9 protein-coding genes are annotated in these 15,994 nt (G+C 69.2%); 8 read left to right on the top strand and 1 reads right to left on the bottom strand.

The window, feature by feature from the left end; genetic code table 11:
• Positions 1-115 precede the first annotated feature (115 nt).
• From E1264_RS15405 to E1264_RS15370, 8 genes are all read left to right on the top strand, one after another.
• Positions 116-6,097, top strand: coding sequence for a non-ribosomal peptide synthetase (locus E1264_RS15405; RefSeq protein WP_243710947.1), 5,982 nt, complete (start codon positions 116-118; stop codon positions 6,095-6,097).
• Positions 6,098-6,108: 11 nt separating this feature from the next.
• Positions 6,109-6,333, top strand: a complete 225-nt coding sequence (locus E1264_RS15400) for an MbtH family protein (protein ID WP_132173940.1) — start codon at positions 6,109-6,111, stop codon at positions 6,331-6,333.
• 43 nt (positions 6,334-6,376) lie between these two features.
• Positions 6,377-7,624 (top strand): cytochrome P450, encoded by a 1,248-nt coding sequence (locus tag E1264_RS15395; RefSeq protein WP_207935934.1) that lies wholly within the window; start codon positions 6,377-6,379, stop codon positions 7,622-7,624.
• Between the two features lie 58 nt (positions 7,625-7,682).
• A complete protein-coding gene (locus tag E1264_RS15390) occupies positions 7,683-8,948 on the top strand; it encodes an MFS transporter (RefSeq protein WP_132173938.1) in 1,266 nt (421 codons plus the stop codon).
• A gap of 27 nt (positions 8,949-8,975) precedes the next feature.
• Positions 8,976-9,986 carry a hypothetical protein gene (locus E1264_RS15385; protein ID WP_132173936.1) on the top strand — a complete coding sequence of 337 codons (1,011 nt, stop codon included), beginning with the start codon at positions 8,976-8,978 and terminating at the stop codon, positions 9,984-9,986.
• A 279-nt stretch (positions 9,987-10,265) separates the two neighbouring features.
• Positions 10,266-11,603, top strand: a complete 1,338-nt coding sequence (locus E1264_RS15380; RefSeq protein ID WP_165964195.1) for a PLP-dependent aspartate aminotransferase family protein — start codon at positions 10,266-10,268, stop codon at positions 11,601-11,603.
• Between the two features lie 14 nt (positions 11,604-11,617).
• Positions 11,618-12,532, top strand: a complete 915-nt coding sequence (locus E1264_RS15375; RefSeq protein ID WP_132173932.1) for a hypothetical protein — start codon at positions 11,618-11,620, stop codon at positions 12,530-12,532.
• Complete coding sequence (locus E1264_RS15370; protein WP_132173930.1) at positions 12,529-13,833, top strand: SidA/IucD/PvdA family monooxygenase; 1,305 nt, start codon at positions 12,529-12,531, stop codon at positions 13,831-13,833. The genes E1264_RS15375 and E1264_RS15370 overlap by 4 nt, the downstream gene beginning before the upstream one ends.
• Before the next feature lie 86 nt (positions 13,834-13,919).
• Here E1264_RS15370 and E1264_RS15365 read toward each other — a convergent pair whose 3' ends face one another.
• On the bottom strand, positions 13,920-15,776 hold the full coding sequence (locus E1264_RS15365; RefSeq protein WP_207935933.1) for a non-ribosomal peptide synthetase: 1,857 nt from the start codon (positions 15,774-15,776) through the stop codon (positions 13,920-13,922).
• Positions 15,777-15,994: the final 218 nt, after the last annotated feature.

Raw genomic sequence — 15,994 nt, 5'->3', positions numbered from 1 at the left:
GGGCTATGTGGGGCGTGCGGGGCTGACCGCGGAGCGTTTCGTCGCGGATCCCTTTGCCGGTGGCGGGGCGCGGATGTATCGCACCGGTGACCTGGTGCGGTGGGGTGCCGATGGGGTGCTGGAGTTCGTCGGCCGGGCGGACACGCAGGTGAAGATCCGTGGTTTCCGCGTGGAACCTGGTGAGGTGGAGGCGGCGTTGCGTGGCGTCGCGGGTGTGGCGCAGGCGGTGGTGGTGGCCGCCGGTGAGGTCGGCGCTCGGCGGTTGCTCGGCTATGTCACCGCTGAGCCCGGTGCGGTGGTCGATGGTGACGAACTGCGGCGGTCGTTGTCGGTGGTGTTGCCGGAGTATCTGGTGCCCGCCGTCATCACGGTGCTGGACCGCTTTCCGCTGACGGCTAATGGAAAGGTCGATCGCGAGGCGTTACCGGTGCCCGGCGGCGCCGTCGTACCGGGACGCCGCCCGCGCACCCGCCGTGAGCGGGTCCTGTGCGAGGCGTTCGCCGAGGTGCTCGGGCTGGAGTCGGTGGGAATCGACGCCGACTTCTTCGACCTCGGCGGCGACAGCATCGTGTCCATCAAGCTGATCTCCGTCACGCGGCGGTCCGGCCTGGAGATCAAGCCGCGGGACATCTTCCGGCACCGGACGGTCGTCCGCCTGGCCGCGGTCGCCGGCCAGGTGAAGGACACGGCGGCGGGCACGGTGCCGGACAACCTCGGTGCCGTCCCCCGCACACCGATCATGAACTGGCTCGCGGAACGCACCGGCGACCTGCGCGAGTTCTATCAGTCCCTCGCCATTCAGGTTCCCGCCGACGCGTCTCCGCCGGCACTCGCCGGTGCGCTGCAAGCCGTGATCGACCACCACGATGCGCTGCGGCTCCAGGTCATCCGCAACGACCCGGACGGGGCGTGGAGTGCCGTAGTCCAGGCACCTGGCAACGTCGACGCCGAGGCGTGCCTGGTCCACATCGATACGCGAAACCAGACGTCGCGTGCCCAGTCCGCGGCCTTCGATTCGGCGCTCAGCGCGGCTCGTACCCGCCTTGAACCCGAGACCGGGGTCATGCTGCAGGCGGTGTGGTTCGACCGCGGGCAACGGCCCGGCAGGCTCCTGCTGGTCATACACCACCTGGCGATGGACGGCGTGTCCTGGCACATCCTGCTGCAGGATCTCGAAACGGCGTACAAGGCCGTCGCCGCCGGCCGGAAGCCTGAGTTGCCGGCGGTCGGAACTCCTCTGCGCCAATGGGCACGCCAGCTGCAAGAGGAGGCCGCCGACCAGGAAAGAACAGCCGAAGCCGCCTACTGGCAGGCGCTCACGGCGACGCCCCAACCCGAGATCGGTCAACGTCCACTGGACCCCGCGGTCGACACCGCGTCCACGGCCGAAACCATCACCACGGAGGTTCCCGCAGGCGTCACCGCCGCCGTCCTCGGTGAAGCGCCGAAATTCATCCACGGGCATATCAACGATGTTCTGCTCGCGGGCCTGACGGTCGCGACCGGCCGCTGGCTCGCCCGGCGCGGGACCCACGGCCCCCTTTTGGCGAATGTGGAGGGCCACGGCCGCGAGGACATCTTCCCGAACACGGACCTCTCCCGCACCCTGGGATGGTTCACGACGCTCTATCCCGTCCTCCTCGACACGTCGACCGCCGACGACGATTCCGCGACGACCGGTGGCCCGAACGTGGCCGGCGCATTGAAGCGGATGAAAGAACAACTCCGCGAGATTCCCGACCACGGCATCGGCTACAGCATTCTGCGGTACCTCCCGGGCCCGGCTCAGGAGACTCTGCGTTCCGGCGCGCAACCCCAGATCGCGTTCAACTATCTGGGACGGTTCCCCGAACCGGCGGACGTCGACTGGCAGCCCGCCGGCGACGCCAACGGCGTGATCAAGGGCGACTTCGGGCCGGACCAGCCGCTGGCCCATTCGCTGGAGATCAGCTGCGTGACGCTGGACTCCGCCGAAGGCCCGCGGCTCATCACCACATGGACGTGGCCATCCGCGGTGCTTGGCCGCGACGAAGTGGCAGAGTTCGCCGCACACTGGTCGCAGGCATTGGCGGACATCGCCCGCTACGTCTCCGGAACGGCCGCCGGCGCCCACACGCCCTCAGACTTTCCGCTGGCGAACCTCACCCAAGAAGAGATCGATCTCATCGAGTCGCGCTTTCCGGCCGTGGAGAACATCCTCCCGCTGACCCCTCTCCAGGCCGGGCTTCTGTTCCACTCCCTCTACGACGAGCGCGGCGAGGACGTCTACACCGTCCAACTCGGTGTCCGCCTCCGAGGTGACCTCGACCCTGAGCGGATGCGGAACGCGATACGGGAACTGACGGTGCGGCACCCCAGCCTCCGGGCCCGGTTCGTCCGGGACGGGCTCCGCGAACCGGCACAGGTGATCGCCGCGGCGGAGCCGGTGCCCATGGACGTCCGCGACCTGCGGTCGGTGCCGGCGGCCGACCGGGAGGCCGAATACGCCGCGCTGAGCGTCGCCGAGCGGAGCCACCGCTTCCGGCTCGATGCCGACCTGCTGTTGCGCTTCGTCCTGGTCCGCATCGACGACGACGAGCATCGGCTGCTTCTCACCAGCCACCATCTGACCTTCGACGGCTGGTCCTCCCAGCTGATGGTCCGTGACCTTCTGGCGCTGTACGAGGCAGGGGAACGGGAACGCGCCCTACCGGCGACAAGGCCCTACGACGACTACCTGTCGTGGTTGAACGAACAGGATCACGAAGCCGCCGCCGCCGAATGGCGCCAAGCGCTGGCGGCGCTGCAGAGCCCCACCTTGGTGGCGGGCAAGGGCCATCCCGGAGAGAAGGCCACCAAGCGCATAGAGATGGCGCTGACGGAAGACGAGACCGCCGCCCTCGCCAGAACGGCCAGATCGGCGGGCCTGACGCTCAACTCGATCTTCCAGGGCGCCTGGGCCCTGGTCCTCGGCCATCTCACCGGTTCGCACGACGTCGTCTTCGGGACCACGGTCGCCGGCAGGCCGGCCGACCTGCCGGGTATCGAGGAGACGGTCGGCGTGTTCATCAACACGTTGCCGGTGCGAGTCGACGTCCACCCGGCCCGCCCCGCCGACGACGTGTTCGCGAGCGTGCAGGACGAGCAAGCGCGCCTTATGGAGTTCCCCTACGTCAGCCTGAGCCGGCTTCAGGAACTGTCCGGCCACCGGACGCTGTTCGACACGATCCTCGTCTTCGAGAACTATCCCACCGGACAGCAGGACGACGGCTCTCAAGGGTCCTCGTCGCTCGACCTCATCGGCATCGAGGGATACGACGCGACCGACTACCCACTGGCCCTGGTGATCGTTCCAGAAACGCGCATCGGCCTGCAGCTGAGCTACCACCAGGCGTCGATCGCCGACGAGTTCGCGCAGCAGATAATCCCCCTTCTCCGGCATGTGCTCACCCAGGTCTCCAGCAGGATCTCGGAACCGGTGGGCCGGCTGGCACTGCCGGCAGCGGAGCAGGCGGAAAGCCTGCTCGCGATCGGCACGGGAACCCGGCCTCGGCCGCCGCGGCACGCCACCGGTGTCGGAGAGGCGATCAGCCTGATAGCTGAGCGGAAGCCGGATGCCGTCGCCGTGCGGCACGCCGACACCGCGCTCACCTACGCCGAGCTCAACACCCGGGCCGACGGTCTGGCGAAGCACCCGGCCCTCGCGCGGATACAGGGCGAGAGCCCTGTCCTGGTATTGCAGGAACGCTCACCGCAGCTCGTCATATCCCTTCTCGCCGTGGCGAAGTCGGGCGGTGCCTGCCTGCCGCTGCCCCCCGAAACACCCTCGGAACACCTTCGCGCGGCACTCGAAGAGTTCGCACCGGCGGTCATCCTGACCGACAGGGCCTCAGCGCGTCACGACGTCTTCCAGCCATTTGTGGATCGCGGCGCCACGACCGTCGTCGTCGTGGACGAGAGCGACGTCCCCGTACCGGAAGGTGACTCCACAGGCATTCCGGCGATCCATCCGGAGCAGTTGGCCGGGCTCAGCCACACCTCCGATGCGGCGGGCGTGACACATGCCGGCTTGCTGCAGCTGGCAGCGGACCCGAGCTGGATCGACCGCGAACCCACCGTCCTTATGCACTCGCCACATTCATGGGACTCGCTGGCGTACGAAATGTGGGTCCCGCTACTGCAGGCAGGCGAGGTCGTGCTGGCCCCGGCCGGCGATATCGACCTTCCCCAGCTCGGCCGGCTCGTGCAGCAGCACGGTGTGACGCGCATGTGGGTCACGGCCGGCATGTTCGACCAGCTCTCCCGTCATCACCCGCAGGACTTCGCCGGCCTCGCCGAACTCTGGACCGGAGGCGACGTGGTGTCGCAGGACGCCGCACGGAGTTTCCTCGCCGCGGCGCCTCAGGTCGCGCTCATCAACGGCTACGGCCTCGGGGAGACCACCGCGTTCACCACCCATCACCGGGTATCGGCAGATGACCCCGGCTCCGCGGTGCCCATCGGCCGTCCGTTGGCGGGACGGTCGGTATATGTGCTGGACGGGGCGCTGCGGTTGGTCCCGGAAGGCGTGGTAGGGGAGCTGTACGTGTCCGGTGTCGGGGTGGCGCGAGGCTACGTGGGACGTGCGGCGCTGACCGCCGAGCGTTTCGTCGCGGATCCCTTTGCCGGTGCCGGGGCGCGGATGTATCGCACTGGTGATCTGGTGCGGTGGGGTTCCGGTGGGGTGCTGGAGTTCGTCGGCCGGGCGGACGCCCAGGTGAAGATCCGTGGTTTCCGCGTGGAGCCGGGTGAGGTCGAGGCGGCGTTGCGTGGCGTCACGGGTGTGGCGCAGGCGGTGGTGGTGGCCGCCGGTGAGGTGGGCGCTCGGCGGTTGCTCGGCTATGTCACCGCTGAGCCCGGCGCGGTCGTCGATGGTGACGAACTGCGCCGGTCGTTGTCGGTGGTGTTGCCGGAGCATCTGGTGCCCGCCGTAATCACGGTTCTCGGCCGTTTCCCGCTGACCGCCAACGGAAAGGTCGATCGCGACGCGTTACCGGTGCCCGGCGACGCCGTCGTACCGGGACGCCGCCCGCGCACCCGCCACGAACAGGTCTTGTCCGAGGCCTTCGCTGACGCGCTCGGCCTGGAGTCGGTCGGAATGGACGCCGACTTCTTCGACCTCGGCGGCAACTCCTTTGCCGCCATGCGGCTCGCCGAGCACCTGCAACGGGAGCTGAAGACCGAGACGACCATCCGCGACATCTTCGAGGCCCCGACGGTAGGGGAACTGGCCGCCCGGCTGGCCGAAGCCGACGAGCGGCATCACGACAACGCGTTCGACGTCGTCCTGCCGCTGCGACACGCCGACCAGGGACCGGCCATCTTCTGCGTCCATCCCGGGTTCGGCCTGAGCTGGAGCTACGTCGGTCTCCTGCCGTACGTGCCGCCTCAGATCGGCGTGTACGCACTCCAGTCCCGGGGCCTCTCCGACGAGGCGGAGGCGCTGCCCGGTGACGTGGACGAGATGGTGACCGACTACCTCGACCGGATTCGCCGCACGCGGCCGCACGGGCCCTACGTGCTGCTCGGCTGGTCGTTCGGCGGCAACGTGGCGCAGATCCTCGCGGCCCGCCTGCAGGAACAGGGAGAGCGCGTGATCTTGGTCCTGCTGGACGCGGATCCCGCCTTGAGCGACCACGGCATAGAGCCCACCCAGGAATGGGCGGCGCGGTCCTTGCTGCAAGTGGCCGGACACGATTGCGACGCCCAAGGCTGCCGTTTCGACGATCCGCTGGCCCACGTCGCGTCCGTGCTGGCGGAACCGGGCAACCGGCTCTCGGCCATCCCCAGCTCCCGCATACCCCAGGTTCTACGAGTCAGCGCCAACAACATGAGACTCGCCTCTTCGCTCCAGCAGGCCCGTTTCCACGGCGAGACCGTGCTGTTCATCGCGGCTCGGTCGGAGCCGGACCCGGAAGCCGTCGCCCGGTCCTGGCAGCGGCACCTGAGCCCCTTGACGCAAGTTCATCTCGTCGACGTCACCCATGACGAGATGACCGAGTCGGACGCCTTGGTCACCATGGGCAAGGTGCTGACGCCGGCTATCGAAGCGCTCGCCGCAACGGGCGGAAACCAGTAAAGGAGACGACGATGACCAACCCATTCGAGGACGAGAACGCCCGCTACCTGGTTCTCGTGAACGACGAGGGCCAGCACTCGCTGTGGCCGGAATTCGCCGAGGTCCCGGGAGGATGGGAGGCCGTCTGCGGGCCGGACAGCCGCGACGCCTGTCTGGCCTACGTCGAAACCCATTGGACGGATCTCCGCCCGCGGAGCCTGGTGCGCCAGATGCAGGAGAAGTCCGAAGTCAGCTGAAGCGACGACCCGGCCCCCTCTCTCTCCAAGGACGCAGCCAGTAATGACGGATACGGCCATGCACGGCGTTGCCGACCTGGGCAATCCTCACCTCTACCAAACGGCGGACCGCTACCAGATGTGGGAGAAAATGGTGGCGGAGAACAGGGCGGTGTGGAGCCCGCCCGGGGCCTCGCCCGGCGGATTCTGGTCCGTCTTCTCGCATGAGGCGTGCTCGGAACTGCTGGCGCCGAACTCACCCTTCACGTCCGAATACGGGATGATGATCGGGTTCGACCGCGACCGTCCGGACAAGGCCGGCGGGACGATGCTGGTCGCCAGCGAGGGCACGTGGCACAACCAGCTTCGCCGCCTGATCGCCCCGTTCCTGTCGCGTGCTTCAGCGCGGGCTCTGACGGCGTTCATGCGCCAGGAAGTGACCGGCATTCTGCAAGAGCTGCGTGACGGCGGCGGCTCCTCACGACCGGCCGGTGATGGCTCGGACGAGCCGACCGCGGCCGGGCTGGAGATCGCCTCGAACGTCGGGTCGCGCCTGCCCGCCGCCGTGGTGTGCGAACTCCTCGGCATCCCGGAGAGCGACCGCGAGCTGGTCGTCAGCCTGACCAATCACGCGTTCGGCGGCGAGGAACCCGAATTCGCCGACATGGCGCCGTCGGAGGCCCACACGCAGATTCTGAGCTATTTCGTGGAGGTCATCGAGCGGCGGCGCGCCGAGCCGGGTGAAGACCTCGTGACCGCCCTGCTCGCCGCCGGATCCCTGGACGATCGCGAGATCCTGATCAATTGCGACAACGTCCTCATCGGAGGTAACGAGACCACGCGCCATGCGGTGACGGGTTGCTTCCACGCCCTGGCCGACAACCCGGAGATCCTTCCCGCGCTCCGAGCCGATCCGGAACTGATTCCGACGGCCGTGGAGGAGATCCTGCGGTGGGTCTCGCCGGCGATGCATGTGCTGCGGGTGTCCACCCAGGAAACCGTCATCGCCGGCCAGGAGGTGGACGAGGGCGTCGCGGTGGTGGCCTGGCTGCCCGCCGCGAATCGCGATCCCGGCGTGTTCCCCGACCCGGGGGAGATACGGCTGGACCGGCAGCCGAACCGTCACCTTGCCTTCGGCCACGGGCTGCACCACTGTCTCGGAGCCGCACTGGCCAGAGCGGAACTGGCAGTTCTGCTCGGCGAGCTTGCGAACACCTTGGACGGAGTGGACCTGCTGGCCGAGCCGCAATGGATGTGCGTCAACCAGGTACAGGGATATCGTAACCTTCCCGTGGCTTTGCACTGGAGATAAAAGTCCGGTCCAGACCTGCCGATCACCCATCCGGTTGTTCCCACAGAACCATTGGACGATGACCGAAAAGGCACAGTTACCACGCGCCGGTGAAGCGATCCCTCTGGGCCGCAACCGGGACTTCGTCCGCCTCTGGCTGAGCCAGACGCTCTCCGCGACCGGTTCGCGGGTCAGCTATCTGGTGTACCCGCTGCTGATCCTCGCCATCTCGGACTCGACCACCGCTGCGGGGGCGGTGGCGGGAACCGCGGCCCTGGTCGAGATCGCGGTGCGGATCCCGGCGGGTGTCCTGCTGGACCGGCTCGATCGCCGGAAGGTGATGCTGTGGACCGAGGCCGCACGGGTGGCGGCGATGATCGCCGCCTTGACCGCGGCGGCCCTCGGCTTGATCTCGGTTCCCCTGGTCTTCGCGGTGGCGGCCATCGACGCCGGCGGAGCCGCCCTGTTCGTGTCCGCGGAGCGCACGGTCCTCCGCCATATCGTCGCCGGCGATCAGATCACGGTCGCGAGCGCGCGCAACGAAGCCCGCATCTTCACCGCCGAGCTGGTCGGTCCGGCGCTCGGCGGTGCTCTCTTCGGGCTTGCCCGGGCCCTGCCGTTCGTCTTCAACGCCGTCGCGTACGCCACATCGTTCTTCGCGGTACTCGCCATCAAGCGATCGCTGCGGGGAAAGGTCCCGGAAGAGGACGAGGACATCATCAAGGCGTTCACCGCGGGATTCGGGTTTCTCTGGCGGCAGCCGTTCCTCCGCGCCATCGTCGTCGTCGAACCATTGCTCAACATGGCGTTCACGGGCACCATGTTCGTGGTCATCGTCATTCTTCATGATGCCGGCGTCCCCTCCTACGGCATCGGCACGGCGATGGCCGTCCTGGCGGTGGGGGGAATCTTGGGGGCCGTGGCCACCCCCTGGATCCAGAAGTTGCTGACCCCTCGGTCGATCATCGTGTTCCTGTCGTGGACGAGTGCGCTGATGGCGGGGATCTGCGTCATTCTCCCGTCGGGATACTGGGTCGTCGTGCCGCTGCCGATACTCGTGTTCTTCGCCCCCGCCACGACGGCCACCGTCTTCGCCCACCAGACCGCGGTCACCCCGGACCACCTTCACGGGCGAGTGGTGTCGGCGCTGGGCTTCTTCATGAAGGCGATGAACCCGATAGCGCCGCTCGCGGCCGGAATTCTGCTCGAGTATCTGGAAAGCTCCGCGGTCATCGCCGTATTCGCGTCGGTATTCGTGCTGGCCTCCGTCATCGTGACTCTCAGCAAGGGGGTTCGGGAGATGGGCGAACCCGCACCACGCGAAACCGCCGCCATGGGGAATTAGCGCCCTCCGACACGAGGAGATCGACAGGTGGCATTATCGATCACGGTCGCCGACAGCCTCGACGACATCACCGATGACGAATTCTTCGAGCTCGACGGTTCCCTGGGCGCCATGGGGAGCCGGGTGCGGCTACAGCAGCATTCCCAAGACCCGCGGTGGTCGGCCCGATACGTGATCGCGCGAGAAGGTAACGCGGTCCGGGCGGTGCTCCCTCTGTTCCTGGGCCATGGAGACCAGTGGTCCGATCGGCTCAACTCACCGCGAACGTGGGGATATGACGGGGACCTGCGCCAGGCGACCAGCGCGCTGATCGGCGGGCGTCTGGAGATCCGCGGGAGCATGCGCTGCGCGGACGACCCCGCCGTGCTCCAGGCGGTCGCCGACCGGTGCGCCGACATGGAGGAGTTGCGCGGCAGGGACCTTTTCTTCGGATTCTTCGACTCTCGCCAAGCCGAGCTGGCGGAGGCCGTTTTCGGCTCCGTGAAATGGCTCGACGCCAGCGAGGACTTCGTGTATCCCGAGCCGGTCGTCCTCGGCGATCCCGCGAATCTGCCGCGTTCGGTCCGGCAACTGATCAGGCAGGACGAGCGCAGGATCGAGGAGTTCGGCATCACGGCCAGCGTCATCCCGTGGCCGGAGTACGACGGTGTCGCCTGCGACCTGATCGCGGATCACAACCGCCGGAAAGGGATGGACGACCACGCGCTCCTGGCGGAGTACCGGATGGACCAGTGGACGGAATGCCCCGGAGTCTCCGCCTACGTGGTGCACGCGGAGATGGCCGATGTCGTGGGCGTGACCACGTTGCTGCACTACCGGGACGAACTCGAGGTCTACGAGATCGGATTGCCCGAAGGCGACGGTCGGGCGCGCCGCACGCTCTACTCCTGCCTCACTTTCAACGAACCCCGCAGATTCGCGCGGGACAACGGCATAGGTGTGGTCAGGGCGGGCCCCGACGCGGCACTGCCGAAGCGCATCCGCGGTGCGGAACCGATAATCCGCCACAGTGGCTATTTGCGGTCGTACTGCGGCTGAGTGCCCGCCACGCACCGACCGCCGGGCTGATCGGCCGCCGTTCCTTGCTGAGATCACCTCACCGCACCGAAGGTCATTGACGGCCGGCCTAATACGGCGGTTCCACGGGCCGCGGAGCGTTGTGCCGAGTGGCCCCGAGTGATCTAATCTCCTCTATCTGACGGATTCCGTGAATATACGATAGTGCAGCAGATGGGAGATGCGACTCGTGCTTATGCGACGGGCCGGGGCGGAAAGCGAATCACTGCGGTGACAGGCCCCCGCTTTGCGACTTTGGCCGTGCGTGGTTCCTACGATCACGAAGAGGCGGCGCACAATGCCGGTTCGCTCAGCGAGCCGGCGTACCTCGCTACGGCGCAGCATTTCGACTCGGCGGAGACGATGCGCGCCACCGCCGCGGGCGAACGGGAAGGGTGGGTGTACGCTCGGCGCGGCAACCCGACGGTCGGATACCTGGAGGAGACCGTCGCCGCGCTGGAGGGCTACCAGGTCGACGCCGAGGTGAGCGCGGCGGTCACCACGACCGGAATGGCCGCGATCACGCTGGCCACGATGCCGTTCCTCAGCACGGCGGTCGGCGACAAACCCAATATCGTCGCCTCGCCCGCGTGCTACGGGTCGACCGTCATGGTCTTCGACAAGCGGTACGGCGACGAACGCGGCGTGTCCGTCCGATGGGTCGACGACCCGCTCTCCATCGATTCCTGGGAGCGGTACATCGATGCGGACACCCGGTTCCTCTACGCGGAGTCGCCGTCCAACCCGACGGTCCAGCTCGTCGACATTCCCGCGCTGGCCGCACTCGCCCGCCGGGCACGGATTCCGCTGATCATCGATGGGACGCTGGCGACGCCCGCGCTGATGCGCCCGCTCGGCCTCGGCGCCGACATCGTCGTCCATTCGCTCACCAAGGCCGCCGGTGCGAGCGGCCGCAGCATGGGCGGCGCGGTGATCGCCCGGCGCGACCTCGATCTCCGCGGCCAGCCCGCGGAGATGTGCGCGGACTTCGCCGGCTATCTCCGCCAGGGCCCGATGCGTGACATGGGCAGCGTGCTCAGCCCGTTCAACGCCTGGACGCTCCTGGCCGACATCCGCGAACTGCGCGCGCGAGTCGACACCATGTCGGCCAGTGCGCTGCGCGTCGCCGAGCACCTGGCCGGCCGCGGCGACGTCGTCGAGGTCTTCTACCCGGGCCTGCCGGGCCATCGCACCCACCACCTCGCCAAGCGCGACATGTGGCTGGTCGACAGCGGCGGCCCCGGCCGCGGCGCGGTCAACCGGTTCGGCTTCCTGCTCGGCTTCCGGCCGGCCGGCGGCGTGCCCGCCGCGCGCCGGGCGATGGACCGGCTCGGGCTCGTCTGGCGGGCGAACAACCTCGGGCAGGTGAAGAGCACCGCGACCATCCCCGCGATCGGCACGCATCTGCAGGTCGCGGGGGACGATCCGGGGGACGCCCCCGTCCCGCCCGACATGATCCGGTTGAGCGTCGGCCTCGAAGACGCCGACGACATCATCGAGGACCTGGACCAGGCCCTCGCCGGGAGCGACGTGACCGGCCGGCGCTCGACCAGCGCGGCCGGGACCGTGGCGGGCATCGCAGCCGATCCAGCCGAATGAGGGAGTCGTGCAGCATGGAGACCGACCTGACCGAGGCGTACCTGAACCGGGTGGTGCTCATCTCGCCGCCCCGGACCGGATCAACAGCGGTGGCACGGTTGCTGTGGCAGCACGAGCTGATCACCCATCACTGCCACGAGCCGTTCGAGGCGTCCTACTGGGGTGGCAAGGGCGCCGAGTCCGTCGACGGCTGCCTGGGCAACCCCATGCGGGTGGCGACGGGTGACCGGGTCCGGCTGGCCGACGTGCCGCGCGGCAGCGGCCTGCTGATCAAGGAGATGAGCTTCCAGCTGGCCGCTGGCCCGTTCGACGAGCTGGCCGGGGTCGCCACGGCGCCGCTGATCTTCGTGATGTCCGATCCCCGGCTGTCCACGACGTCGCGGCTGCGCATCGTGCGCGAGTTATCGGGCGCGCCGACGTTCCCGCCGTTCGAGAGCGGGTGGCCGTCGCTGGCCGAGCAGGTGGCGCGGTGCCGCGAGCGGGGCGTCCCGTACGTCCTGATCGACTCCGACGACCTGCGCGACGACCCCGCCGGCATGACCGCCGCGCTGGTGGCGGCGATCGGGCTCCCGCCGCAGGCGGGCCTGGAGACGTGGTCGGCCCGGCCCGGCCTGCAGCTGGTCTCGCCCGAGGTGGGCGCGCTGATGAGCGACGTGCGACGGGCCGACGACCCGTTCTACCGCAAGGTGCTGGGCAGCACCGGTATCCAGCCCCGCGCGCGCGTCGACTGGGACCGTGAGGAGGCGTTGATCTCGGCCGCGGGCCTGGCCGGCGAGGTCGAGACGTGGCTCGGCATCTATGGGGAGCTGCGCGCCGACCCGGGCCGCGTCGGCGTCCCCGGTGGCGCCGCGCCACCCCCGCCGCCCGACGAAGCGGGGCGCGATCACGAGACGCGGCGCGGTGCCGACTACGCGGAGCTGGACTCGTGACCGCTGACCGGGCCGGCGGGCCGGCCTCCGGCTGCGTCGACGTGATCGGGGTCGGCTTCGGGCCGGCGAACCTGGCGCTGGCCATCGCGCTGCAGGAGGAATCGCCGCGGACGACCGCGCTGTTCCTCGAAGCCGAGACGGACCCGGTGTGGCAGGGCGCCATGCTGCTGGACGGCTCCAACATGCAGAACCATCCCAACCGCGACCTGGTCACGCTGCGCAACCCCCGCAGCCACTACACCTTCCTCAACTACCTGTTCGAGCAGGGACGGCTGATCGAGCACCTGAACCTGCCAATGGAGTTCCCGCTGCGCAAGGAGTACGCGCAGTACATCCGATGGGTGACCGACCAGTTCCGTGACCAGGTCGAGTTCGGCGTCCGGGTGGACGACATCGCGGTCACCGACGTGGACGGCGCGCCGGCGTACGTGGTGACCGGATCGGACGGCGCCCGCCGGTACGGCCGGGCGCTGGTGCTGGGCACCGGCCGGACGCCGTACGTGCCGAGCCCGTTCGACACGATCGACTCGCCGCGGGTCGCGCATCTCACCCGCTACCTGCCGACCGTCGAGGCGCTGGCCGAGGATCCGCCCGGGACGGTCGCCGTGATCGGCGGCAGCCAGAGCGCGGTCGAGATCGTCCTCGACCTGGCCACCCGGTTCCCGCACTCCCGGATCGTCGACTACGTCCGCGGGTTCGGGCTGCCGCTCAAGGACACCAGCCCGTTCAGCGAGGAGGGGTTCTTCCCCGGCTTCACCGACTACTACTACCGGGCGAGCCGGTCGGGGAAGGACATCCTCGACGCGTACATGCGGCCGACGAACTACTCCTCGATCGACGCCGACGTCCTGCACGAGCTGTACCTGCTGATCTACGAGCAGCGCCTCGACGGCGACCAGCGCGTCTCCGTGCTCGGCAACCGCCAGGTGCGCGCCGCGCAGGTCGAGGGAGCGCGCGTGCGGCTGGAGGTGGAGGAGGTGCACACCCGCGACGTGGTCACCGACCACGCCGACCTGGTGGTGCTGGCGACCGGGTTCCGCAACCTCGGGCCGCACCCCCACCAGGAGCCCTATCCCGCGCTGCTCGGCGACGTGATCGACCGGTTCCAGTTCGACGCCGACGGCTACCTGATCATCGAGCCGGAGTACCGGCTGCGGTCGCCGCTGGACGGCACGCCGCCGCTGTTCCTCAACGGCCTGTGCGAGTCGAGCCACGGCATCGGCGACGCCGGGTCGTTCAGCCTGCTGTCACTGCGGGCCGCGACCATCATCGACGGGCTCCGCAAGGAGGGGATCGCCTGAGCGGGGCGGCGTGGCGGTGGCGGCCGCCGGGCCGGGCCGCCCGACCAGGCCGCCGGGTCGGGCGGCCTGGTCGGCGGGCGGGCCGGTCAGGCGCCCGGCTTCGCCGAGGCCGACAGCCAGGGCTGCAGCTCCCCGGCGTCGGCGTCCGGCGCGTACTTGCCGACCAGTTCGGCCAGCCCGGCGACCGTCGCGGAGGCGAAGAACTCCGCCGCCGGCACGTCCGCCCCGAACACCTCGTGGACGTGGGCGAGCAGGTCCATGGCGACCAGCGAGCCGCCGCCGAGCTCGAAGAAGTCGTCGTGGACGCCGATGTCCTGCACGGCGAGCGCGTCCGTCAGCAGGTCGGCCAGCAGCGACTCCAGGGGCGTGCGCGGCGCCTCGAAGGCGGCGTCCACGTCCCGGGGGAGCTGTTCGAGGGCCGGCAGCGACTTCCGGTCGATCTTGTTGCCGAGGGTCTCGGGGAACGCGTCCATCTCGATGATCGCCGCCGGGTGCATGTACCTCGGCAGCTTGCGGTGCAGCGCCACGCGCAGCTTCGGCACGAGCCGCTCCGTCCCGCTGACCGGCACCACGAAGGCGACCAGGATCTTGCGGCCGGGCGTGAGCCCGTCCCGCGCGACCACGACCGCCTCGTTCACCTCCGGCTGCCCGGCCAGCACGGCCTGGATCTCGCCGAGCTCGATGCGGTACCCGTCCACCTTGACCTGGTCGTCGAGCCTGCCGCGGAACTCGAGCACGCCGCCCTCGACGCGCCGGACGAGGTCGCCGATGGCGTACATCCGCTCGCCGGGCACGAACGGGTCGGCCACGAACCGCTCGGCGGTCAGCGCCGGGCGCCCCACGTAGCCGCGGGCCAGCCCGCTTCCGGCGGTGTAGAGCAGGCCCCACTCGCCGTCGGGCACCGGCCGGAGCCGTTCGTCCAGGACGTAGAGGCGGGTGTCGGTGACCGCCCGCCCGATCGGGACGGTGTCGCCGACCTCCTCCGACACCACGTGGCACGAGGTGAAGCAGGTGTCCTCGGTGGGGCCGTACCCGTTGACCACCAGCAGGTCGGGGTAGGTGCGGTGGAGCCGGTTGATGAGCACGGGTGACAGCGCCTCGCCGCCGCCGAGGAACTGCCGCAGCCCGCCGAGCCGGTCCAGGTGGCCGTCGACCATCCGGTGGAGCAGGCCCGTGGTCATCCAGAGGGTGGTGATCTGCTCCTCTTCGAGGAAGTCCGCCAGCTCGTGCAGGGCGGGCGTGCCCGGACGGTAGATGACCAGGCGGGCCCCGTTGAGCAGCGAACCCCATATCTCGAAGGCGGACGGGTCGAACCGCAACGAGCACAGCTGCAGGAACGTCTCGTTCTCGGTCAGCGAGGCGTAGTCGCCGTCCTGGACCAGGCGCACCACGCCCCGATGCCGCACCGCCACGCCCTTGGGCTTGCCGGTGGAGCCGGACGTGTAGCAGATGTAGGCGAGGTTGTCGGGGCTGACGGCCCCCTGGACCGGGTCGGCGGCGGGCGGCGCCGCCGGGTCGTGGCCGGAGGGCTCGTGGTCGAGGTTCACCACCGTCGCGTCGATGTCGGGAATGCGGTCGGCGAGGGCATCGTGGGTCAGGATGACCTGGCACCCGGCCTGCTCGACCATGTAGCGGAACCGGTCCGGGGGTTCGTTCTGGTGCAGCGGGACGTAGGCGCCGCCGGCCTTGAGGATGCCGACCAGCGCGACCACCATCTCGAACGAGCGCTCGAAGAACACCCCTACCGCGGCCTCCATGTGCACGCCGAGGTCGCGCAGGTGGCGGGCGAGCAGGTCGGCGCGCCGGTCGAGGTCCAGATAGGTCATGTCCTTCCCGTCGAAGCGCAGGGCGACCGCGTCGGGCCTGCGGCGCACCTGCTCGTCGAAAAGGTCGGTGATGGTCGCGCCCCGCCACTCTGAACTGAGATCCTGCACCGCGTCCACGTCGCTATGCTGCACCGCAGTTTCCACCCTTCGATTGTCCGGCAGAGTCGCGCCGCATGGGCAGAACCACATGCGGGCGACAAGAATCGAGCTTTATGTCCCGCCACCGTTTCGTCAATAGCGTCCCGACGTGGTCCCGCGTCCACGGGCGGTGGAGGTGGCCAGGCACTTGCCCGCGGCTGGCGTGATCGAGCGGGTTATGGCAGTCTGATCGGCGA

Source organism: Actinomadura sp. KC216, assembly GCF_004348535.1.
GTDB lineage: Bacteria > Actinomycetota > Actinomycetes > Streptosporangiales > Streptosporangiaceae > Spirillospora.
This window is presented reverse-complemented; position numbering and strand designations above follow the sequence as displayed.